We start from the raw sequence: 21,024 nt of genomic DNA, 5'->3' as shown, positions 1-21,024 counted from the left end.
CCGAGCTAAGTGCTTGCCTGCAAAAGACTTTCTTCCGCCTAACAGGGCGGCTGTCGATTTCGGGCTCTATCCATCTCAGGAAGATTCTTCCCGATTCTGAAGACTAAACTGGATATGCGAGTCAAGTAGCCCTGATGGATCTTCAGCAAAAAATTCGGTCATTGCCCCGTCAGCCCGGCGTCTACCTGTACAAAAACGCCGAGGGTGAGGTCATCTACGTCGGTAAAGCGAAGAATCTTCGCAACCGCGTCTCCAGCTATCTCTTGGAAAAGAACCAGATGAACTCCAAGACGGGCACGCTCATGCGCGAGGCCGTCGACGTCGACTACATCCAGGTCGCCAACGAGCACGAGGCGCTCGCGCTGGAAAACAACCTGATCAAGCAGCGCAAGCCCCGCTTTAATATCCTGCTGCGCGACGACAAGACCTACCCTTACGTGAAGCTGACCAAGGGTGACAGGCACCCGAAAGTCTTCGTCACGCGCAAGCTGCGCAAGGATGGCGGTCAGTACTTCGGACCCTACTTCCCCGGCAATCTGGCGCATCGCATCGTGGATTTGATCCACCGCTCGTTTCTGATTCCAAGTTGCAAGGTCGACCTGAATCGCTATCACCCGCGGCCTTGCCTGGAGTACTACATCAAGCGCTGCATGGGGCCGTGCGTTGAGAACCTGGTTGCGCCGGAGATCTACCGCGAAGCGATCCGCGACGTGCAGCTTTTCCTGGATGGCAAAGAAAACGAGCTCGAATCGCGCATCACGCACCGCATGACGGACGCTGCGATGAGCGAGCAGTTCGAACTGGCCGCCAGGTATCGCGACCAGCTGGTGACGGTACACCAACTGCAGGAAAAGCAGCGCATCGCGTCGGCTGAGAACGAGGATGCCGACGTTTTCGGCTATCACTTTGACCACGAGATGCTTGCCGTGGCGCAGTTCCACATGCGCGAGGGCAAGATCGTCGACAAGCGCGACTTCTTCTGGGAAGACCTGCCTGCATCCGAGCTTGCCGCCGGCGATGAAGAGGAAACCGCATCGGGTGAAGAACCCGAACCGGCCTGGAGCGAAGCGGAAGCCGGCGTCCTGTCACCGGTCTCGCAGAACGAGCTGCCGCCTCAGCCCCAGGCGTTTTCGCCGGCTTCGTTTTTCTCAGCGTTCCTGAAGCAGCTTTACCTGGACCAGCCGTATGTCCCACGCACAATCTACGTTCCGCTGGAGTTCCCGGACCGCGCCGCGCTTGCCTCGCTGCTCAGCACGCAAGGCGGCCGCAAGGTTGAGATCCTTGCACCGCAGCGCGGCGACAAGCGCTCGCTCGTTGATTTGGTCGGCCAAAATGCAAAGCAAAGCTACGACCAGCGCTTCCGGACCCTGCAGCCGTCGAAAAACGCCATTGCTGACGCGCTGCAGGACGCCCTGAATCTACCTGAAGTGCCGACCCGCATCGAGTGCTTCGACATCTCGCACATCCAGGGTGCGGAAACCGTCGCCAGCATGGTGGTTTGGGAAAAGGGCGAGATGAAGAAGGCTGACTACCGCAAATACAAGGTGAAAACCGTGAGCGGCGTGGACGACTTCGCCAGCATGCGCGAGATCATCCAGCGGCGCTACCGCAAGCTGCAGGAGTCCGGCGAACCCTTCCCTTCGCTGATCCTGATCGACGGCGGCCTGGGTCAACTGCACGCGGCCTACGCTGCGCTCGAAGAGATCGGTGTGACGCTGCAGCCGCTCGCCTCCATTGCCAAACGCGAAGAGGTCATCTACGTCTACGGCCAGGAGGACGACCCGGTCGTGCTCGACCGCCGCTCACCCGTGCTGCACCTCGTCCAGCGCATTCGCGACGAGTCGCACCGCTTTGCGATCAGCTATCACCGCAAGCGGCGCGAGATGCGCGACCGCGACTCCGAACTCTTGAACATTCCCGGCGTTGGACCGACCACACGCAAACGGCTGGTCGAGCACTTCGGCAGCGTGCGCGGCATCAAGGCCGCCGGACCGGACGCCCTGACCGCGGTCGTCAACGTAAAGACCGCCGCGAAAATCCGCGCTTACTTTCTCGCCGAACGCGAGGCGGCCATCGACGGGTCAGGAACCGCCAACTCGAACAGCGGCAGCCTTCGCATCCTGCAGTAGCGCTCTGAACGGAAGCAGCTACTGGTTGTACCCGTCCGGCCCCACCTGAAACGTGTTGCACCGCCGCGCGTCGCCGGAGTTCATGCCGCGGCTGAACCAGCCCTGCCGCTCTGCGCTGCTGCCGTGCGTCCAGCTCTCCGGGCTGACCGTGCCGCGCTCCATCTTCTGAATGTGATCGTCACCGACAGCGGCCGCGTTCTTGAGCGCCTGGTCCATATCGCCTGGATCCAGTTTTCCACGCTGCTGCATGGAGTGGCCCCAAACGCCGGCGAAGCAGTCCGCCTGCAGTTCCAGTTCCACCGACGCCCGGCTGCGCTGGCTGCGGTCCTGCATCATCTGCTGCGCCTTTTGCTCAATGCCGAGGATGTTCTGCACATGGTGTCCAAGCTCATGCGCCAGCACGTACGACTGCGAAAAGTCTGCGGTGTTGCCGCCCAGCCGCTTCAGGTCGTCCCAGAAGTCCAGGTCGATGTAGACGCGTTCGTCTTCCGGGCAATAGAACGGGCCGGTGGCCTCCTGCGCCGCGCCGCAACCGCTCTGGGTCTGGTTGCGGAAGAGAACCAGCTTGGCATGGCGGTACGGGTGCCCCATTTGCTCCGGCAGCGTCGCCGTCCAGAACTTCTGCACATCGTCCAGCACAAAGCTCAGCAACTGCGTATCGCGATGTTCGCCGGCACTCTCCTGCACCGGACCTTCGCTCTGCTGACGCGTCTGTGTCTGCGGCGCACTTCCTCCACCGCCAAGAAAGCCCAGGAAATTGCGTCCGGTGACAAGGCTGAGCACCACGAGCACGATCACGCCGACGATACCGAGGCCGCCTCCGCCGAACGGCAGGAAACCTCCGCCGCCGCCGCCGGAGTCGCCGCGCCGGTCCTCCACATCATTGCTCATACCCCCGGGCGTCCATTCCATCGTGCTGCTCTCCTGACCTGGCTCTTTGCTGAATCGTGCAATTGGATGCAGAGAGAACGCATTCAGCTTGCCGCGATCCTGCCGCTACCAGCAATGCTGGCGCTCGCCGGTGCTACGCTGCAAATGCCGCATGCCGACTGACACGCAACACGACCTGCCGCGCGTCCTTTCCGTTCGCCACGCCACGTCCATTGTGGTCGGCATTATTATCGGCAGCGGCATCTTTCTTGTTCCGCAGGAGATGATGATCGCGGTCGGCTCCGCGACCAAAGTCTATGCCGTGTGGATCGTGGGCGGCCTGTTGTCCCTGGCGGGCGCGCTCACCTACGCGGAGATTGCCGCGGCGCGTCCGGCGTACGGTGGCGAGTACGCGTTCCTGCGCGAGGCTTACGGCGACCTGGTCGCGTTTCTGCACATGTGGACCTGGTTCACCATTGCCAAACCGGCCTCGCTGGCCAGCATCTGCGCCGGGCTGGTGCGCACCCTTGCCCTGTTCCCGGTGTTTGCGTTTTTCACCAACTCGGCGATCGGGTTTCTCACCTGGGGACAGGTGGCCGCACTCGTCGCGCTCTGGTCCGTAACGCTTCTGGACATCGTGGGCACGCGGCGCGCCGCAAATGTGCAACTCGCGCTGACCTGGCTGAAGGTTGTGCTGATCGTGTTGGTCGCCGCGGTCTGCTTCCTTGCAGCCGGACCGATCGGGACCATGCAGCACTTCACGACAACGTTCGCCGGGGCGCATGGGGGCTTCGGCGGGTTCATGGTCGCGCTGATCGCGGCGCTGTGGGCCTATGACGGCTGGTCCGACGTGGCGCCCATGGCCGGCGAGGTGGAACGGCCCCAACGCAACCTGCCGATCGCGCTGGCAGGAGGCACTCTGGCCGTGGCTGCTCTTTACATGCTGACGAACGCGGCGATCCAGTACGTGTTGCCCGCGGCGTCCATCGCCGCCAGCGAACGGCCGGCCGTAAGCGCATTGCAGCGCGTACTGCTGGCGCACCACCTCGGTTTCGGCGCGGAGCTGGTCGCAGTTGGCATGATTGTCAGCATCACCTCGTCATTTGTCGGATCGTCTTTGTCCGGGGCCCGTATCCTGTTTGCAGCCGCCCGTGACGGCCTGTTCTTCCGTGGCATCGCGCGAGTGAATCCGCGATTCCAAACACCCGCAGCGTCCCTGGTTGTGCAGGCGTGCCTGGCAAGCGTTCTGGTGTTGGCCCTGGGGCGTTTCCAGCGGCTGTTTTCACTTGCCATCTTCGCCGACTGGATGACCTATGGCCTGGCTGCGAGCACGATCTTTATCTTCCGCCGGCGCGACGCAGCAAGTGGAACCGCGCGGCCGTTTTCCACGCCTCTGTACCCTTTCGTGCCCCTACTGTTTGTCATGGCGGCGGCCGTGGTCACGGTGTTCTCCATCCTTGACAAGCCCGTCGATTCCCTGCTCGGCATGCTCGTGATCGCGCTGGGTATCCCGCTATATCTTTGGTTTGCGGAACGCCGTGTGGCCCTGCCGAGCTAACCACGTCCTGCGCTTTGCCCTGCTGCATGCGCCGCGACGGCGCGCTCGTAGACAGCAACGTACTCAGCCGCCGCTCTCTTCCAGCTTAGGTCGGCCCGCATGCCTCGACGCATCCGTTCCTGCCAGTTTGCTGTGTCAGCGAACTCCGCGAGGGCGCGCTTCACTGTCGTGACCAACGCATCGCTCGTGTACTCCGTAAACGCGAAGCCATTGCCGTCCTCTCCGTCCTGCACGGTATCGCGAAGGCCGCCTGTCGCGCGCACGATCGGCACCGTGCCGTAGCGCAGGCTGTACATCTGCGTCAGCCCAGACGGCTCGTAGCGCGACGGCATCAACGTCATGTCCGCGCCAGCCTGCACCTTGTGCGCCAGCGTCTCGTGGAACTCCGGACTGACACGCAGGTGCTTCGGATAGATCTCCGCCAGCTCGCGAAAGCTTTCTTCCAGTTCGGGCTCGCCCCGGCCCACGATCAGCAACAGCAAGTCAAGCTCGGCCAACTCGCTCATCGCGCCGGCGATCAGGTCAAAGCCCTTCTGCGCGGCCAGGCGGGACACCATGCCAACGACTGCGGTGTGGTCCGCTGTGCCATCGGCATCGAAGGCATGCAGCAGATCGCGGCGGCACTCCTGCTTGCCTTCCAGATCGTTTGCCGAGTAATGCGCGGCCAGGTGCGGGTCAATCGCAGAATTCCACTCGTCGGCATCAATGCCGTTCAGGATGCCGCTGAACGCATCGCCGCGCTCCCGGTATACCTTTTCCAGCCCTTCGCCATATTCGGGCGTCTTCAGTTCCTCGGCATAGCTGGGGCTCACGGCAGTCACCGCATCGCTGTTCCGCAGGGCTCCCAGGAACGGGTTCACCTTGCTATCGGTCGCAAGCGCGCCGCCCGTGAAGAGCGCAGCCGGCAGCAGCAGATCCCGTAGTTGCCCTGGCGGAAACATGCCTTGATAACCGCCGTTGTGGATCGTGAAAACGGTGGCGGCATCGCGCAGCAGCGGGTCGGCGGCATAGGTCGTATGCAGCAGAATCGAAACGAACGAAGCCTGCCAGTCGTGCAGGTGAAACACGTCGGGCACGCCCAGCAGCTTGCAAGCCTCAAGCACCGCACGGCAGTACAGGCCAAACCGCAGCGCGTTGTCGGGGTAGTTTTCGCCCGGCGGACCGTACACGTCTTCACGGTCGAAAAACTCTGGGCAGTCAATCAGGTACGTCTGAACGCCGCCATGATTTCCGCCGTCAAGAACCCGGACAAACCGGTTCCGTTCCGGGAAAGGAATCGTCACGCTCTCCAGGACAACTGACGGCACCGTCGCATCCGGCTGTGTCTCCATCGCGAGCCGGACCGTGCGGTAGTACGGCACAAACATCGTGATGCGATGCCCCAAAGAAGCAATCGCCGCCGGCAGCGCACCCAGGACCTCGCCCAAACCACCGGTTTTCACGCAGGGCGCGCACTCCGGCGCAACAAAGACAATGTGCATGGACGGTGATCTCCTGACGGCGTTACCTGCCCGTTACTCTGAAGCAGAGGCCCTACTCCTACGATGCACCACATTCTGCGTTACGCCTGCATCTCAACCGGATTGCGCCTGAGCATCGACCGATGAAGCACAAACCAAAGCTCGGGCAGAACTTCCTGATAGATGAGAGTGCTGCCCGGCGCATCGCGGACGCGCTTGGCGATGTGCACAACGAGACGGTTGTCGAAATCGGCCCGGGTCACGGCGCCATCACCGCTCTGCTTGCGCCGCGCACCGGCCGGCTTATCTGCATCGAACTAGACCGCTCGCTTGCCGCGGAGTTGCGCTTCCGTTTCCGTGGTGCGCCCAACGTGGAGATCGTCGAGGCGGACGTTCTTACGGTGAATCTGTCTGCTCTGCGGCAGAACGCCGCCAAACTGCACGTGATCGGCAACCTGCCCTACTACATCACTTCAGATATCCTGCTGCACTTGTGCCGGCATGCCAACGCGATCGACACCGCAGTGGTCATGATGCAGCGCGAGGTGGCGGACCGCGTTGCCGCCGCGCCCGGCGTGCGCGACTACGGCGTGCTGTCCGTCTCCGTGCAACGCCATGCGGACGTGAACACACTGTTCACGCTTCCGCCCTCGGCCTTCTCGCCACCGCCAGAGGTCTTTTCGACCGTTCTGCACCTTCGCATGCGTGACCGTTCCGCCGGCCTGGGCGAGATCGACGATGCAGCGTTCACACGTATGCTGCGGGCCGCCTTTGCGCAAAAACGCAAGACGCTGGGCAACAATCTGCGCGCCGCAAGCTTCAGCATCGATCAGATCGGGGCAGCGTGCGTAGCTGCTGGCATCACGCCGAACCTGCGCGCGGAAGCGCTTACGCTCGAGCAGTTCGCGGCGCTGTACCATGCGCTCCCGAGCCCCGGCGGCATTTCCTAGCGGTGCGATGCGGCCGGTGCTGGACCCATGTGCACCGGCGCTGACGGTGCCGGCGGGTTGAAGTGCGGCGGGGGTGCGATCGGCCGCGGTGCGGATACGGGTGCGGGCGCGATAGCGCGCGGCGGAGCCGTTACGACCGGCATGGGACGCGTGGGTGCCACGACGATTGGAGCCCGCGCGGCAGGCGGCTGCGCGGGCACGGGCACGGGCACCGGCCTGATCGACGCAGGCGCAACGCGAATGCCGCTTGGCGTAAAGGGCACGGCACCAGCTCCGGCCGGTCGCGATACAGGTTCAGGTTGCGATGGAGGTGCCGGTTGCGCCGACAGGACGCGGTTACGCCAACCTGTCGTGAAGACCGGGTTCGGCGCTGCGGCTGCCGGCGCGACGGCGATTCCGCCCGGCGCAATAAACGTGGTCGCTGGTTCGGCCCGCTCATGCCCTGCAGCGGACCTGGCCGCCACAGCGGTCCTCTCGTTTGCCTCGGCCTGGCTCTGCGTCTCGGCTCTGCCCGCCACCGCGGCTGGCGTATGCCACTCGGGCGCGCGCCCCGGCATGGCAGCGGCGCCTTCCCTCTCCAGGCCCAGCAGCGGCCGGTGTGTCTCGGTTTGCACCGGGTAGTCGCGTCGCAGCGCCGAGCCCACGGCGGAGCTGCCACGCGGCGTGGGTGCAGGTGCCACGGGTGATAACGCGTGCAGTGTGACGCCATTCATCTGAATCGCCTGCGGCGAGCGCGGCCTGACCGCGATCAGGTGCACGCCGTCGTGGGCAGGCGACCCCGGCAGCGTGGGATGCCGCGTCACGATGCCGCCGGAAGCAGGAGGCCGGGGCGGCAGCGGCCCGCGCCAACCGTGCGGCGGATGCTTCACCGGAAATCCGCCAACGGGCCAGCCACCGCCAAAGCTGCGGCAACCGGCAGCCGGTTGCCAGCCCCAGCCAAAGCCCGAAAAGAATCCCCACGACCCGCAGTGGTACGGGAGCCAACCCCACGAGTACCCCGACGCCCACACATAGCCGCCACTCGCACCGTACCCGCCGTAAACCCAGTTCCCATAGCCATATGGGTCAAAGCTCGCATCCACCCCGTAGGGCTGCCAAACCAGACCCTCCCCTGGCAGGGGATACCATGCCCCGCTGTTGTCCAGGTCGCTCCAACCGTAGCCCTGATCCCCGGCGTACTCATCGCGCGCAATCGTCTGACTCGCCGCGGCATCCGCTATCTGTTGAGCCCGCCGCTCGTTCCAGCTGTCGCCCGGTTCCGGGCCGATGGTGTCGGCCAGCAGGTAACGGCGGCTGTCCTTCGCATCGGTGCGCAGGCTTTCCCCGCGCTCGAGGTCGACCGTGTAGTTGTTTGCACGGGTCACGCTGATCGCGCCGCGCAGCACCGCGATCTCCGCTTGCCCATTCTGCACGCGAACACGAAGACTCGCGTTCTCCTGCGGCCCAATGGTCACGTCGCCGGCGTACACCACAAACTGCGGATCGGTACCGGCGCGAAGTTCCAGGTAGTACAGGCCGTCATCCAACCCAATCTCAGTCTGCGGTTGCAGCCGAACGATCGTCGCGGAGCTGGACGCGGTTGCACGCAGGACCGATCCGTCCGAAAACTCCACTTCTGCATCGGCATTGGTGCCGGTCTGCAGCGACTGCCCCGCCCCAAGCGGCATGTTTACAACCGCGTCGAGCGCCTCCGCATGGTAGCCAGGTGTTGCCACGTGAACGTCGCCATCCACCAGGCTCAGGCGAGCGATGGCCGCGGCTGACTCCGTCGCAGCGGCTTGCGCCCGGAGAGCAGGCGTCATCGGCAGGCAAAGCGAAGCGGAGAGCATGCAGCCAAGCGCGGCTCTGTTTAAGGTGCTGACCTGCCAACGAAACATCGCTGCGTTACCTCACGACAGAGTGAGCATACGCCGTCGAGCCCCGGTCTTGCGAGGTTACGGCCGGTTCGCCGCGACGAGCAGCTCCGCAGCCTTTTGGCGGACCCGTTCCAGCACGGCATCATCATTCGCCAGCGCGTCCAGCGTGGGGCGGATTGCCTGGATCTCCTGCGCCTGCCCTGCTTTGAATGCCGTGGCCAGCTGCGTCATCACCGGATCCAGCCCCAGACGATCGTACCGGTGCAGGTGGTCCAGCGTAGCTCCCTGCTCGATGGTGTAACTCACCCCCAGCAGGTACTCTGCCGCCGCGGCAAGCGGCTTGTTGTCGGTGTAATTGAACGTGCACTGGGCGGTTGATGCGCCGTTTTGATAATCAAGCGTCTTCATGCCCATCCTCGCCAGACCCTTGGCTTTCGTTTCGCAGGGCCGCATACCGTGCGAGTCATCGAACCAGTGCTGCAGCTTGACGCCACCGCCCTGCGACAACCGGAACACCAGGGGACCTGACGAAGCCGGGGGTGTGCCGGTGGCGTGGTCAGAGGTGTACTCCACCTGTCCGGACGGCGCGATGCGCATCTGCCAGTGCGGTACCGGCAGCCCCGGCCGGTCATAAGTTGCCGTCAGGCGAAAGCCCGACGCGTCCTGCGCGGACACCGGACGAACGGCGCAGAAGGCAGAGAACAAAAGAAAACCGGGTAGCACACTGCGGCGAAACGTCAACGGAGAAGTCCCTGCGCGGTGCGCGCGTTGTGAATGTGACAAATAGCGATGGCAAGCGCGTCGGCCGCGTCGGCGGGCTCCGGTGCGCGTTCCAGATCCAGCAGCCGGGCCACCATGAACTGCACCTGCTCCTTTGCCGCCAGGCCATGGCCGACCACGGCCGACTTGATAGAAAGCGGAGCGTACTCCATGACAGGTAGACCGCACGCGGCAGCGGAAAGCATCGCCACACCCCGCACATGGCCCAACTTCAGTGCGCTTTTTGCATTGGCGGCGAAGAAGACGTCCTCAATCGCGACAACCTCAGGCGTGTACGCCTCCAGCAGAGCCGTCAACTCCAGGTGCACCTGGTGCAGCCGCTGCGGGGTCCGGTGCTTCTTGTCCAGCCTGATCGCGCCCGCGGCAATCGGCTCCAACCGGCTTTCGCGCGGGCCGTCTACAAAATCGACGACACCCCATCCGGTGAGCTCAGTGCCGCAGTCGATGCCGAAGACGCGCATGGCTTGAGTCTAACGTGCCTTGCCTGCTGCAGCGCTCACAGAACCTGCGAAGGCATGGATCGAACCACAACCATGTCCTCGTTGGCGCGCAAGGTGAGCACACCCGCGCTGGCCGGCACCACCGTGGCTGCCGCGTACTGCAGCGTTCCCGTTCCGGCCGGTGTCGCCGCGCTACCGTTCCCTTGCAAGACGGTCAGGCAGTGCGGCTTGCCAACGGCATCATCCAACTGCAGCGACTCACCCGCGCGCAGCGCAAAGCGGTCCACCGTGAAGTACCGCTCCTGAATCAGGCGGGTACCTTGCGCAATGGCGACGGGCGCAACCTTGCCCGCGCGGGTTTCGGCACGGCTGACCGCGACCCCCTCTTCCAGGTGCAGCTCGCGGGGGCGTCCGTAGTCATACAGGCGAAAGGTCGTGTCGGAGGTTTGCTGCGTTTCCAGCAACGTCACGCCGGGTCCGATCGCGTGTACCGTACCCGCGTCCACAAAGACCATGTCTCCACGCTGCACGGGTATGTAACGCAACAGCGACTCCATGCTTCCGTCCGCGGCGGCGGCATGCATTTGCTGTGGGTCGACGCCGGGCAGCAGCCCGCACGCCACGACGGCCCCGGACTCCGCATCGACCACGTACCAGCACTCGGTTTTGCCACGGGGCTGGCCCAGCGTGCGGGCGTGCGCATCGTCCGGATGCACCTGCACCGAGAGCTTGTCATCGGGAAAGAGCAGCTTCAGCAGCAGCGGAAATTCGTGCTCCTCGCGCCAGTCCCCCAGCAGCGCTTCGGTATCGGCCGCGGCAATCTGCTGCAGCGTCTCTCCCGCATGTGCCCCCTCCAGCGCCTCGCCGGTGGGCGCGGTAAGCCAGGCTTCCCCGATGGGCTCCGCCGTCTCGCCGGTCACCGCAGCGGAGTACCAGGGCCGCAGGTCGCGGCGGCCCCACGGGCGCGGCGAAAAGAAAGGTTTCAGCAGAAAGGGTGCGAGTGGCGAGGCCATGCTGACCATGGTAGCGGGTACGCCGCCTAGCCGCGTCAAGCTGCGCCACAGCTGTCGCAACAGCGACCTTACACAAACATTACAAAGCACCGCGACGAACGCTGCTAGCGTGGAAATAGAGATAACGTGCTTCAACGCACGCTGTCCAGAATAGAGGTTGCATGTCTGCTGTTGTGTCACCGGTCGATCCGCGCGAGTCCGCAAAATCCAATGTTCCTTCCGTTACTCCGATTGACGCGCGCACGCTCGTCACGGAAACGCGCCGCAAGATGCGTGAAGATCTCCGCATGGGGCGCGAGCACCAGGAAGGTCGCATCAACTGGATCACCAGCATCTTCATGGGCCTGTTTCACGTGGGTGCCATCGCGGCGCTGTTCTTCTTCTCGTGGAAGAATCTGCTCGCCTTCGTGGTGATGTATTTTCTTGCGATTAACGTCGGCATCGGCATGGGCTACCACCGCTTGCTGACGCACCGCGGCTATCGCGTACCGCGCTGGCTTGAGCTTGCCATCAGCATGTGCGGCACCCTGGCGCTTGAGGGTGGACCGATCTTCTGGGTGGCCACGCACCGCGTCCATCACCAGAACAGCGATCAGGAAGGCGATCCGCACACGCCGCACGACGGCACGTGGTGGTCGCACGCCGGCTGGATTCTCTCTGGCCGCGCATTGCACAGTGAAACCGCCCTGCTGGGCCGCTACGCCCCGGATCTGACCCGCGATCCTGGACAGCGCTGGTTGAGCAAGTACCACTGGCTGCCGCTGACGCTATCAGGCTTCGCGCAGATGGGCATCGGCTACGCATTCGGCGGCGTCAAGGGCGCCATCGGCATGATGCTGTGGGGCACGTTCCTGCGCGTCACGTGCGGCCTGCACAGCACGTGGCTGGTAAATTCCGCGACGCACCTGTGGGGTCCGCGCCGCTTTGAAACCAAGGACGACAGCCGCAACAACTGGCTGGTTGCGCTGCTCACCGGCGGCGAGGGTTGGCACAACAATCACCACGCTCACCCGGTCAGCGCACGTCACGGCCTGGTCTGGTACGAGTTCGACATCAACTACTACGGCATCTGGTTGATGGAGAAGTTCGGCCTGGCGAAGAAGGTGCAAATCGCCAAGTGGGACCCGATGGATCCGAAGCCTGCCGGCGTGTAAGTTGGCCGAAGATGAATTGCGAAAAGCCGGGCTTAGGTCCGGCTTTTTACTTTGATCTGTTGCCTTCCACTTCTAAACTGACAACGGTATGAACATCACCCGCCGTCGCGGCGCAATCGCGTTTTTCATCACACTCGGCATCTGCCTTGTGGGTCTCGCGGTCGCGCTCAACGTTGGCTGGATCATCCTGAACGTGCACCAGCGCCACGTCATGTTCCTGGTGCTGGGTATCTGTTTTTTCAGCGTGCTGATCGCTGGCCTGATCCTGAATACGATCTTTCTGGTGCGCGAGGTGCGCCGCAACGAGCGGCAGGACAGCTTCCTGAATGCCGTCACGCACGAGCTGAAGACGCCCATCGCGTCCATCCGCCTGTACCTGGAAACACTGCAACGAAGGCCGCTGGACGACGCTCAGCGGCAAGAGTTCTACACCCGCATGATGGAGGACAACGACCGGCTTCTGCACACGGTCGAGCAGGTGCTGCGCGCGGGCGAGGCCAACGCGAAAGGAGTCATCCGCAACGCCAAAGCGCGGCTTCCTATCGACCTGCGTGAGTTGGCCAGCGAAGCGCTTGCCGAGACCGTGCGCCGCCATCATCTGGAACCCACGCAGGTTCGCCTGGAAGATCGCTCGCCCGCCGCGGTCTATGTGTCGGGCAATGCACAGAGCCTGCGGACCGCGATACTCAACGTGCTCGACAACGCCGTGAAGTACTCGCCCGGCGGCGTCCATATTACAGCGGAGCTGAGCGTCTTGCGCGGCAACGTGGCAATGCTGCGCATCACGGACAAGGGCGTGGGCATCCCGCCACCACAGTTGAAGCGCGTCTTCCACCGCTTCTATCGCGTTGGATCACGGGAGCTCAGCAAAATCAAAGGCACCGGCCTCGGCCTCTTCATTACGCGTGCGATCGCGCGCGAACATGGCGGCGACGCGACCGCGCAGAGTTATGGCGCAGGGTTGGGCACCACCATCACCCTGCAGCTCCCGCTGTTGTCCGCAACCGCGGCAGCGGCACAGACGCAAGCCCCGGTTGCGGAGATCGTTTCTTGAGCGCGGTCGCGCAAGCCGCGCCGGCCACCGCGTCCGCAGAGCCGCTCGTGCTGCTGGTCGAGGACGAGGCGCACCTCGCCGAGGTCCTGCTCTTCAATCTGCGGGCCGAAGGTTTCCGCACCCACCACGCCCCCGATGGCGAAAGTGCGCTCGAATACCTGGCAAGCACCTCGCCGGATGCCGTTCTGCTGGATGTGATGCTGCCGGGCATTGAAGGCTTTGAGGTCGCAAGGCAGATGCGCGCTGCCGGTAACTTCGTGCCGGTCATGATGCTCACCGCGCGCAGCCGGCCGGAAGACGTGCTGGAGGGCTTCGAGGCGGGTGCGGACGACTACCTGCCCAAGCCCTTCGAGCTTTCGATTCTGATCGCACGGCTGAACGGCCTGCTTCGGCGCATGCACTGGCAGCGGTCAAACCTGCCGCCGCTGCAAACGCCGTCTCTCGTCCCCGAACCGGAGCTGGAACCGCGCAGCACCTTTCAATTTGACAGCCGCGAGATCCGCTTTGACACGCTGGAGCTGACCTCGCCCGGTCAAAGCATCCGGCTGACCCTGATGGAAGCCGAGTTGCTGCGGTACCTGATTGAGCGCCACGGCAAGGTAGTCTCGCGCGGCGAAATCCTGGAAGAAGTCTGGCGCGTGCGCGAAGACACCGACACTCGCGCCATCGACAACTTTGTCGTGCGCCTGCGCCGCTATCTGGAACCCGACCCCGCGCGGCCGGTCCACCTGCTCACGGTGCGCGGCGTCGGTTACCGCTTCGTTGCCGAGGGTACGTGGAGCTGATCTGAACCGGCTACGGTCCCGGGCGCGTCCAAACCTTACACTGAACAGGTAAGGCCTTCGGCTCGTGCGTATCCTTTCTCGCTACATTCTTCGCGAAGTGCTGTCGCACACACTGCTGGGCGGCGTTCTCTTCACATTTGTTCTGTTCATTCGTGATCTGGGCAAAATCCTGGAGCTTGTGGTGCGCGGCTCAGCCTCCTTGCTCGACGTTGCACGCGTAATCGCCTACACCTTGCCCAGCACGCTGGTGCTGACCATTCCCATGGCGGTGCTCGTCGGCATCCTGCTCGGCCTCAGCCGGCTCGCTGCCGACAGTGAAGTCACCGCCATGCGCGCTGCTGGCTTCGGCGTGCTCAACTTCGTGCGCGTCGTGTCCCTTGCCGCGGGTCTCGCCGTGCTCATCGGCCTCTGCAACTCGCTCTATGTGGCACCGCGCGCCGCGTCAGCTCTGCTCCGGCTTGAGAACGACTTGAAGACCTCACAGGCCAGCTTTGAGGTGCAGCCCCGCGTCTTCTACGAAGACTTCCGCAATTACGTTCTGTACGTGCAGGACGCAAGCGTGGCACAGGGTGCGGCGCTCTGGAAACATGTCTTTCTCGCCGACCTGTCGCAGCCGGCAAGCCCCTACATCACCACCGCGCAGCAGGCCATCGTGCAGAACGGGCCAAAAGGCGTGATCCGGCTGCACTTTGAGGACGGCTCGCGCCACGAAATCTCGCCGAAGGACCCGAACCAGTACGACATCACCACCTTTACAGAAGCGGACACGCCGATCCAGGCGGCACCGCAGGACGACATCCGCCTGACCCGCACTGAAACGCCGCTGCTTGCGTTGTCACCCGGCGAACTGCTGCAACGCAGCCGCGCACCCGGGGGCCGGCAATACAGCATCGAGCTGCAGAAACGCTTCTCCTACCCTGCGGCCTGCATCGTGCTGATGCTGGTCGGCACGCCGCTGGGCCTGGCGTCGCGGCGTGGCGGAAAAAGCGGCGGCTTCGTCCTCACCGTGCTCCTCGTCTTTGTCTATTACTTCTTCTCGTCGGTGGGCGTGGCACTCGCAAAGCAGGGCAAGGTCAGCGCGGTGCTTGGCGTCTGGGGCGCCAACATCATCTTTGCGCTCTTTGGCACCGTGCTGCTCTGGCGCATGGCCCGTGGCGACCTGAGTACGCGCAATGCCGGCCTGCTGAACCTGATGGATTGGACCCGCACCACGCTCGAGCGGCTGCGGCCCGGCAAGCAGCGGCAGGAAGAAGCGACACGCCGGCCCGCATCACGGCGCACCCATCGCTTCCCATTGATCTTCGACGACTACGTTCTGCGCGAGTTCATCTCCACGCTTGCGCTCATCCTGGTCAGCTTCATCATGCTTTCGCTCTTCTTCAGCTTTTTCGAGCTCCTGGGCGACATTATCCGCAACCGGACCGCGCTGATCACGGTGGGCGACTACCTGCTCAACCTGATCCCCTACATGCTCTACAACCTGACGCCGCTCTGCGCTCTGCTGGCGGTGCTGGTCACCTTTGGCGCGCTCAGCAGGTCCAGCGAACTGACCGCCATGAAGGCCAGCGGCGTTTCCATCTACCGCCTGATCGCACCCATCATGGTGCTGACCGCGATCATCGCCGTCTCCATGTTCGCCTTCGATGAGTTCTATTTGCCGCTCGCGAATCGGCGGCAGGAAGCGTTACGCTCCGTCATCAAGGGCAAGCCTGCGCAAACCTTTCTGCGTCCCGATCGCAAATGGATCAGCGGTCAACAGGACTCGGTCGGCCAGCCAGCGCGCATCTTTTACTACCAGTTTTTCGATCCGGACAAAGACGTCTTCGCCAACCTCACTGTCTTTGAGTTCCAGCCCGGCACCTTTCAGCTAAGCCGCCGCATCTTCGCCGGCAGCGCGCATTGGGATGCGCAAGTGCAGCGCTGGATCCTGGAAAACGGTTGGCAGCGCACCTTCCAGAACGGCGCCGTCGCGACATATCAGCCATTCACGCTGAACAGCTTCGCCGAAATCCGTGAACAACCTTCATATTTCAAAAAAGAAATCCGCCCGTCGCAGGAGATGAGCTTTAACGAGCTGAACGGCTACATCTCCGACCTGAAGCAGAGCGGCTTCGACACCATGCGGCTGCGCGTGCAGCTCAACCGCAAGCTGGCTTATCCGCTCATCACGCTCATTATGGCGTTGCTGGCCGTGCCTTTTGCCATGTCCATGGGCAAACGCGGCTCTCTGGCCGGCGTCGGCATCGCCATTGCCATGGCAGTCGCCTACACACTCGTCTCCGGCGTTTTCGAAGCCATGGGCAACGTTAACGCCCTGCCTCCCACACTGGCCGCGTGGTCGCCGGACGTCCTCTTCGCCATGCTCGGCGGCTACCTGCTGCTGCGCACGCCTACCTGACGCACTACAGATCGCGCTGAATGGGAGGTGTGCCGGACAGAGCCTTTCGCCGCGCGGTACAGTCAAACAGATATGCGTTTGCTTCGTGTGTTAATTGCGCTGCTCGCCGTCGCGGGAGCTGTAGTGAGTGTTCTTGCACTTCGTGTTCACCTGCAGGATCCCAATGCAGCGCCACCATGCGCCGTGAACGAGCACTGGGATTGCGGCGCCGTAAACCACTCGCGCTTTGCTGTTTTCCCGCCGCGCAGCTTTGATGAAGACCCGAACGCAAAGGGCCACATGCCGGTCGCCATCGCTGGCATCGCCGGCTACATTCTGATTGCACTGCTGGCCCTGCTCGGCCGCGACTTTTGGACGTTTGAGCTCAGCCAGATCGGGCTGTTCCTCGCCCTCGGCCTTACCTTTGTCGAGAAATACATCCTTGAGAAGTGGTGCATTTACTGCGTCTGGTCGCAATCGATCATGGCGGTCATCTTCCTGTTAAGCTGCGCGAATTGGCTTGTAGCCAGCCGCCGTCGTGCCCGCGCCGGCTTGCACCTGCGTGCCGCATAACGCGTAAGCTGGCCCCATGGCGTTCGAAGGTTTGCTGGCGAAGCTTGGTCCGACTCTGGTGCGCGAAGCCACGCCGCACCTGATGCAGATGATTACAGGTCTGACTGATCGCTTTCGCAAGGACACCCGCGACATCAAGGCTGCCGTCGATGCGGAGATGGCATCCGTTGCCCGCACCCACGCGGGCCTGACCTCCGCGGTGACCGAGCAGCGCGATCATCTGAACGCACTTCGCGAACAGGTAACCGTAACCGACCGCAAAGTCGAGTTGCTGCACAAAGCCGTGGAGTCGCTGACCCGTCAACTGGCCAGCAACGCCGTGGGGGCGGCAAGGGCCGATCGCTCCACGCGCAATCTCGCCCTGCTCGCCGCCGGGTTTTCCGCACTGGCCTGCGGCGCCGCCGTTGCCGTTCTCCTTCTGCACCGGTGAGCGCGCAACCGATCACCGGCTTCCACCAGGATGAAGCGCGCCACTGGATCGCCAGCCTCGCCTGCGGTCACACCCAACACGTGCGTCACGATCCGCCCTGGCAACTGCGGCCCTGGGTCGTTACACCGCAAGGCCGCGCCGCGATGCTCGGACGAACACTCCGCTGCAAGCTGTGCGATGCGGCGGAAAGCAGCGCCGCCACAACCGCATCCGGTCACGGCGCGGCGTAATCTAGTCAGGTATGGGTATTACGCGCGAGCAAGCGATTGACTGCTTCCGGTCAGACGACCTGATTGGCATCGGCATGGAAGCCGACGCGGTCCGCCGCCGTCTGCACCCGGATGGCGTCGTCACCTACATCATCGACCGCAACATCAACTACACCAATTTCTGCACGGAATATTGCACCTTCTGCGCCTTCTACCGGCCGCTGAAAGGCAAGCTCGCGTCTGAGGGTTACATCCTCGACTTCGAGACGATCTACCAGAAAATCGCAGAAACCGAAGAGATGGGCGGCACCGGCGTGCTGATGCAGGGTGGCATTCACCCCGACCTGAAAATCGATTGGTTCGAAGCACTCTTCACCGGCATCAAGCAGCGGTTTCCCAACATCTGGCTGCACTGCCTTTCCGCCAGTGAAATTCTGGCCATCGCCGAATATTCCGACATGGATCTGCGCACGACCATTGCCCGCCTGCGCGACGCCGGCCTCGATTCCATCCCCGGCGGCGGCGCGGAGATTCTCGATGACGAAGTGCGCAAGCGCATCGCTCGCCTGAAGTGCCGCACCGAAGACTGGGTCAGCGTGCATCGCACCGCGCACGAGCTTGGCATGCGCACCACCGCCACCATGATGTTTGGCGTGGGCGAGACCATGGAACAGCGCGTCAATCACTTCGACGTGGTACGCCGCCTGCAGGAGGAGACCGGTGGCTTCACCGCCTTCATCCCCTGGAGCTTTCAGCCCAATCACACCGCGCTGGGCGGCCGCGGCTGGGAAGAGGCGACCTCCGTCGAGTACCTGAAGACGCTCGCGATCAGCCGTCTTTATCTCGACAACATCGAGAATGTTCAGAGCAGTTGGGTCACGCAGGGTCTGAAAGTGCTGCAGATGGGCTTACGCTTCGGCGGCAACGACGTCGGCTCGGTCATGCTGGAAGAGAACGTCGTCAAGGCAGCCGGCACCGCGAACTGCACCACGGAAGAGGAGCTACGCCGCATCATTCGCGACGCCGGCTTTAAGCCCGTGCAGCGCGACACGCTCTACACCACCCTGTTCCTGAACTAAGCACGCCGGCAGAAGGCTCCGCTGCAAACTCATGGAGAGGCACGTCCGCTCAGCGGCTACAGTGCGAAAACCCGATCGCGATCACGTGGCTGTCGGGCGATAGCCTACGCGAACAGGTACATACACCTTCCAGTGATTTCACCGGTTTCACGTAAACTGAATCCGACTCATCCCCACTTGGAGCACCAACCTGTTCGCAACGATTCAGACGCTTGCGTTGACGCTGTTCTACGCCGAACCTCATGGGCTCGGCCATTACTGGCGAACGCACTACGCGCAGCGAACCTTTCAGGGCATGTACCGCTGGAACTGGTTCGACATCGGCCTGCTGATTCCCTACTTCATCGTCATGCTCATCCTGGCGTTCTACGGTGTTCACCGCTACCAACTGGTGTGGCTGTACTACCGCAACCGCAAACGCGCGCAGCACTCGTCGACTCCGCCGGCACGTTTCCATGAAGCCGATCTCCCCTTCATCACGGTGCAGTTGCCCATCTTTAACGAGCAGTATGTGATCGACCGCCTGATCGATGCCTGCTGCCGCATGGAATACCCGCGCGACCGCTACCAAGTTCAGGTGCTCGACGATTCAACGGACGAAACTGAGCAGGTCGCCGGCGGCATCGTCCAGCGTTACGCAGAAGGCGCCGAGGGCCTGCCTCCGCAACCCATCGAGTACATCCACCGCACCGACCGTTACGGCTACAAGGCCGGTGCGTTGGATGCCGGCCTGAAAACCGCTCACGGCGAGCTGGTCGCCATCTTCGACGCCGATTTTGTGCCCCCAACCGACTGGCTGCGCCGCGTCGTGGATCAGTTTGCCGACCCCGCCGTCGGCATGGTGCAAACCCGCTGGACCCACCTCAACCGCAACTACAGCTTTCTCACCCAGGTGGAAGCCATCCTGCTGGACGGCCACTTCGTCCTGGAGCACGGAGGCCGCTCGCGCGCTGGTGTCTTCTTCAATTTCAATGGCACCGCAGGCATGTGGCGTCGCCGAGCCATCGAAGAGGCCGGCGGCTGGCAGCACGACACCCTGACCGAAGACACCGACTTGTCGTACCGTGCCCAACTCAAAGGCTGGCAGTTCCGCTACCTGCAGGATGTGGAGTGCCCCGCCGAGCTGCCCATCGAGATGACCGCGTTCAAGACCCAGCAGGCGCGCTGGGCTAAGGGCCTCATCCAAACAGCCAAAAAGATCCTGCCGCGCGTCCTCAACTCCGACGCTCCGTGGCACACCAAGCTCGAAGCCTGGTACCACTTAACCGCCAATCTCAGCTACCCGCTCATGATCGTACTCAGCACCCTGCTCATGCCGGCCATGATCATCCGTTCGTGGCAGGGCATCTGGCAGATGCTGCTGATCGACTTTCCTCTCTTCATGGCGAGCACCTTCTCCATTTCCAGCTTTTATCTGGTCTCGCAAAAAGAGCTGTTTCCCCGCCGCTGGTATCGCACCTTCCTGTATCTGCCCTTCCTGATGGCACTCGGCGTCGGCCTGACCATCACCAACACCAAGGCCGTGCTTGAGGCACTGTTCGGGATCAAAAGCGCCTTCGCCCGCACACCGAAATACCGCGTGCAGAAAAAGGGCGAGAAGACCCAGGCGCAAAAATATCGCAAACGGCTCGGCATCATTCCATGGATCGAGCTCGCCATCGGCTGCTACTTCGCCGCAACAGTCTGGTACGCCATCGCCAGCGAAAACTATTTCACGGTCCCGTTTCTACTGCTCTTTGTGCTGGGCTACTGGTACACCGGCCTGCTCAGCCTGCTGCAGGGCCGCTTTGAGCGTTTGGGCACAGCCAACGCCTTGCACGAAAAGCCATACCCCGTTGGCGTGTAATACACGCGCAAATGGCTGGCTACACTGAACCCGGAGTTCCCCACAAGTGATCAGCTTCTTCATACCGATTGTGGAGGCTCTGCTGGCGGGCTACGTCGCGGCAATCGCCGTCTACATGGGCCTGCTCTTTCTCATAACACGGCTGGGCCGGCGCGTCCTGCTGAACGACAGCACTGCAAGCTGGACCTACACTGCGCTGCATGCCGGCACATGGTGCCTGGCGTCCGTTACGGGTGCCTATGTGTGCTGCGGTATGTCACCGTTGCCGCCTTATGGAAACATCGGCTTCCCGCTGTGCCTGGCAGTTGGGCTCACCCTGGTGCTGCTACGCAGCTTCCGTCAACTGCCCGGCCAAATGTCGGCGTTGGCATTGATCCTGAACCTCGGCGGCATCCTGGGTGGCACCGTGGCGGCGCTGTATGCGCATCACGCATTTGCCGCGCTCCGCGCATAACGCAGCA

At 63.0% G+C, this 21,024-nt stretch carries 19 protein-coding genes; 13 read left to right on the top strand and 6 right to left on the bottom strand.

Annotation, left to right across the window (positions count from 1 at the left end; genetic code table 11):
* The first annotated feature begins 134 nt into the window (after positions 1 to 134).
* Positions 135 to 2,129, top strand: a complete 1,995-nt coding sequence (gene uvrC, locus ACOFKT_RS04800; RefSeq protein ID WP_419806286.1) for an excinuclease ABC subunit UvrC — start codon at positions 135 to 137, stop codon at positions 2,127 to 2,129.
* A gap of 18 nt (positions 2,130 to 2,147) precedes the next feature.
* Here uvrC and ACOFKT_RS04795 read toward each other — a convergent pair whose 3' ends face one another.
* Positions 2,148 to 3,041 (bottom strand): neutral zinc metallopeptidase, encoded by an 894-nt coding sequence (locus tag ACOFKT_RS04795; protein ID WP_419806285.1) that lies wholly within the window; start codon positions 3,039 to 3,041, stop codon positions 2,148 to 2,150.
* Positions 3,042 to 3,171: 130 nt separating this feature from the next.
* Between ACOFKT_RS04795 and ACOFKT_RS04790 the strand changes: the two genes are divergently transcribed.
* The gene (locus ACOFKT_RS04790) at positions 3,172 to 4,557 is read left to right on the top strand and encodes an APC family permease (protein WP_419806284.1); all 1,386 of its coding nucleotides are present in this window, start codon (positions 3,172 to 3,174) and stop codon (positions 4,555 to 4,557) included.
* Here ACOFKT_RS04790 and ACOFKT_RS04785 read toward each other — a convergent pair.
* Entirely contained in the window at positions 4,554 to 6,038 is a 1,485-nt protein-coding gene (locus tag ACOFKT_RS04785) for a glycogen synthase (RefSeq protein WP_419806283.1), read from the bottom strand. The genes ACOFKT_RS04790 and ACOFKT_RS04785 overlap by 4 nt on opposite strands.
* Before the next feature lie 122 nt (positions 6,039 to 6,160).
* Between ACOFKT_RS04785 and rsmA the strand changes: the two genes are divergently transcribed.
* Positions 6,161 to 6,967, top strand: a complete 807-nt coding sequence (gene rsmA / locus ACOFKT_RS04780; RefSeq protein ID WP_419806282.1) for a 16S rRNA (adenine(1518)-N(6)/adenine(1519)-N(6))-dimethyltransferase RsmA — start codon at positions 6,161 to 6,163, stop codon at positions 6,965 to 6,967.
* On the opposite strand, the gene ACOFKT_RS04775 is transcribed toward rsmA, so the two are convergent.
* From ACOFKT_RS04775 to ACOFKT_RS04760, 4 genes are read right to left on the bottom strand one after another with little or no spacing between them, the layout of a single operon-like run.
* Positions 6,964 to 8,844, bottom strand: a complete 1,881-nt coding sequence (locus ACOFKT_RS04775; protein ID WP_419806281.1) for a DUF6600 domain-containing protein — start codon at positions 8,842 to 8,844, stop codon at positions 6,964 to 6,966. The two genes, rsmA and ACOFKT_RS04775, sit on opposite strands and share 4 nt — an antisense overlap.
* 57 nt (positions 8,845 to 8,901) lie before the next feature.
* A complete protein-coding gene (locus tag ACOFKT_RS04770) occupies positions 8,902 to 9,564 on the bottom strand; it encodes a hypothetical protein (RefSeq protein ID WP_419806280.1) in 663 nt (220 codons plus the stop codon).
* Positions 9,561 to 10,064 carry a crossover junction endodeoxyribonuclease RuvC gene (gene ruvC, locus ACOFKT_RS04765; RefSeq protein ID WP_419806279.1) on the bottom strand — a complete coding sequence of 168 codons (504 nt, stop codon included), beginning with the start codon at positions 10,062 to 10,064 and terminating at the stop codon, positions 9,561 to 9,563. The genes ACOFKT_RS04770 and ruvC overlap by 4 nt, the downstream gene beginning before the upstream one ends.
* Positions 10,065 to 10,099: 35 nt before the next feature.
* Positions 10,100 to 11,056, bottom strand: coding sequence for a type I phosphomannose isomerase catalytic subunit (locus ACOFKT_RS04760; protein ID WP_419806278.1), 957 nt, complete (start codon positions 11,054 to 11,056; stop codon positions 10,100 to 10,102).
* A 269-nt stretch (positions 11,057 to 11,325) separates the two neighbouring features.
* Here ACOFKT_RS04760 and ACOFKT_RS04755 point away from each other — a divergent pair, with 269 nt between their 5' ends.
* From ACOFKT_RS04755 to ACOFKT_RS04710, 10 genes are all read left to right on the top strand, one after another.
* Positions 11,326 to 12,210 carry an acyl-CoA desaturase gene (locus ACOFKT_RS04755; RefSeq protein WP_419807107.1) on the top strand — a complete coding sequence of 295 codons (885 nt, stop codon included), beginning with the start codon at positions 11,326 to 11,328 and terminating at the stop codon, positions 12,208 to 12,210.
* Positions 12,211 to 12,298: 88 nt separating this feature from the next.
* Positions 12,299 to 13,264 carry a sensor histidine kinase gene (locus ACOFKT_RS04750; protein WP_419806277.1) on the top strand — a complete coding sequence of 322 codons (966 nt, stop codon included), beginning with the start codon at positions 12,299 to 12,301 and terminating at the stop codon, positions 13,262 to 13,264.
* On the top strand, positions 13,261 to 14,049 hold the full coding sequence (locus ACOFKT_RS04745; protein WP_419806276.1) for a response regulator transcription factor: 789 nt from the start codon (positions 13,261 to 13,263) through the stop codon (positions 14,047 to 14,049). The genes ACOFKT_RS04750 and ACOFKT_RS04745 overlap by 4 nt, the downstream gene beginning before the upstream one ends.
* Before the next feature lie 64 nt (positions 14,050 to 14,113).
* Positions 14,114 to 16,447: an LPS export ABC transporter permease LptG gene (gene lptG, locus ACOFKT_RS04740; RefSeq protein WP_419806275.1), complete on the top strand. Its 2,334-nt coding sequence runs from the start codon at positions 14,114 to 14,116 to the stop codon at positions 16,445 to 16,447.
* Between the two features lie 72 nt (positions 16,448 to 16,519).
* Positions 16,520 to 16,999: a vitamin K epoxide reductase family protein gene (locus ACOFKT_RS04735; protein WP_419806274.1), complete on the top strand. Its 480-nt coding sequence runs from the start codon at positions 16,520 to 16,522 to the stop codon at positions 16,997 to 16,999.
* A 16-nt stretch (positions 17,000 to 17,015) separates the two neighbouring features.
* Positions 17,016 to 17,429: a hypothetical protein gene (locus ACOFKT_RS04730; RefSeq protein WP_419806273.1), complete on the top strand. Its 414-nt coding sequence runs from the start codon at positions 17,016 to 17,018 to the stop codon at positions 17,427 to 17,429.
* A complete protein-coding gene (locus ACOFKT_RS04725; RefSeq protein WP_419806272.1) occupies positions 17,426 to 17,659 on the top strand; it encodes a DUF3565 domain-containing protein in 234 nt (77 codons plus the stop codon). Before ACOFKT_RS04730 ends, ACOFKT_RS04725 begins: the two co-directional genes overlap by 4 nt.
* Positions 17,660 to 17,670: 11 nt before the next feature.
* On the top strand, positions 17,671 to 18,717 hold the full coding sequence (gene mqnC / locus ACOFKT_RS04720) for a cyclic dehypoxanthinyl futalosine synthase (RefSeq protein ID WP_419806271.1): 1,047 nt from the start codon (positions 17,671 to 17,673) through the stop codon (positions 18,715 to 18,717).
* Between the two features lie 217 nt (positions 18,718 to 18,934).
* The gene (locus tag ACOFKT_RS04715; RefSeq protein WP_419806270.1) at positions 18,935 to 20,563 is read left to right on the top strand and encodes a cellulose synthase family protein; all 1,629 of its coding nucleotides are present in this window, start codon (positions 18,935 to 18,937) and stop codon (positions 20,561 to 20,563) included.
* A gap of 46 nt (positions 20,564 to 20,609) precedes the next feature.
* The gene (locus tag ACOFKT_RS04710; protein WP_419806269.1) at positions 20,610 to 21,017 is read left to right on the top strand and encodes a hypothetical protein; all 408 of its coding nucleotides are present in this window, start codon (positions 20,610 to 20,612) and stop codon (positions 21,015 to 21,017) included.
* The last annotated feature ends 7 nt before the right edge of the window (positions 21,018 to 21,024 follow it).

The sequence above is a fragment of the Terriglobus sp. genome (genome assembly GCF_965201105.1).
Taxonomy (GTDB): Bacteria; Acidobacteriota; Terriglobia; order Terriglobales; family Acidobacteriaceae; genus Terriglobus.
This window is presented reverse-complemented; position numbering and strand designations above follow the sequence as displayed.

Bases quoted from the DNA above. Each gene is read 5' to 3' on its own strand.
- uvrC (WP_419806286.1), top strand. From the start codon at position 135: ATGGATCTTCAGCAAAAAATTCGGTCATTGCCCCGTCAGCCCGGCGTC.
- ACOFKT_RS04795 (WP_419806285.1), bottom strand. From the start codon at position 3,041: ATGGAATGGACGCCCGGGGGTATGAGCAATGATGTGGAGGACCGGCGC.
- ACOFKT_RS04790 (WP_419806284.1), top strand. From the start codon at position 3,172: ATGCCGACTGACACGCAACACGACCTGCCGCGCGTCCTTTCCGTTCGC.
- ACOFKT_RS04785 (WP_419806283.1), bottom strand. From the start codon at position 6,038: ATGCACATTGTCTTTGTTGCGCCGGAGTGCGCGCCCTGCGTGAAAACC.
- rsmA (WP_419806282.1), top strand. From the start codon at position 6,161: ATGAAGCACAAACCAAAGCTCGGGCAGAACTTCCTGATAGATGAGAGT.
- ACOFKT_RS04775 (WP_419806281.1), bottom strand. From the start codon at position 8,844: ATGTTTCGTTGGCAGGTCAGCACCTTAAACAGAGCCGCGCTTGGCTGC.
- ruvC (WP_419806279.1), bottom strand. From the start codon at position 10,064: ATGCGCGTCTTCGGCATCGACTGCGGCACTGAGCTCACCGGATGGGGT.
- ACOFKT_RS04760 (WP_419806278.1), bottom strand. From the start codon at position 11,056: ATGGCCTCGCCACTCGCACCCTTTCTGCTGAAACCTTTCTTTTCGCCG.
- ACOFKT_RS04755 (WP_419807107.1), top strand. From the start codon at position 11,326: ATGCGTGAAGATCTCCGCATGGGGCGCGAGCACCAGGAAGGTCGCATC.
- ACOFKT_RS04750 (WP_419806277.1), top strand. From the start codon at position 12,299: ATGAACATCACCCGCCGTCGCGGCGCAATCGCGTTTTTCATCACACTC.
- ACOFKT_RS04735 (WP_419806274.1), top strand. From the start codon at position 16,520: ATGCGTTTGCTTCGTGTGTTAATTGCGCTGCTCGCCGTCGCGGGAGCT.
- ACOFKT_RS04730 (WP_419806273.1), top strand. From the start codon at position 17,016: ATGGCGTTCGAAGGTTTGCTGGCGAAGCTTGGTCCGACTCTGGTGCGC.
- mqnC (WP_419806271.1), top strand. From the start codon at position 17,671: ATGGGTATTACGCGCGAGCAAGCGATTGACTGCTTCCGGTCAGACGAC.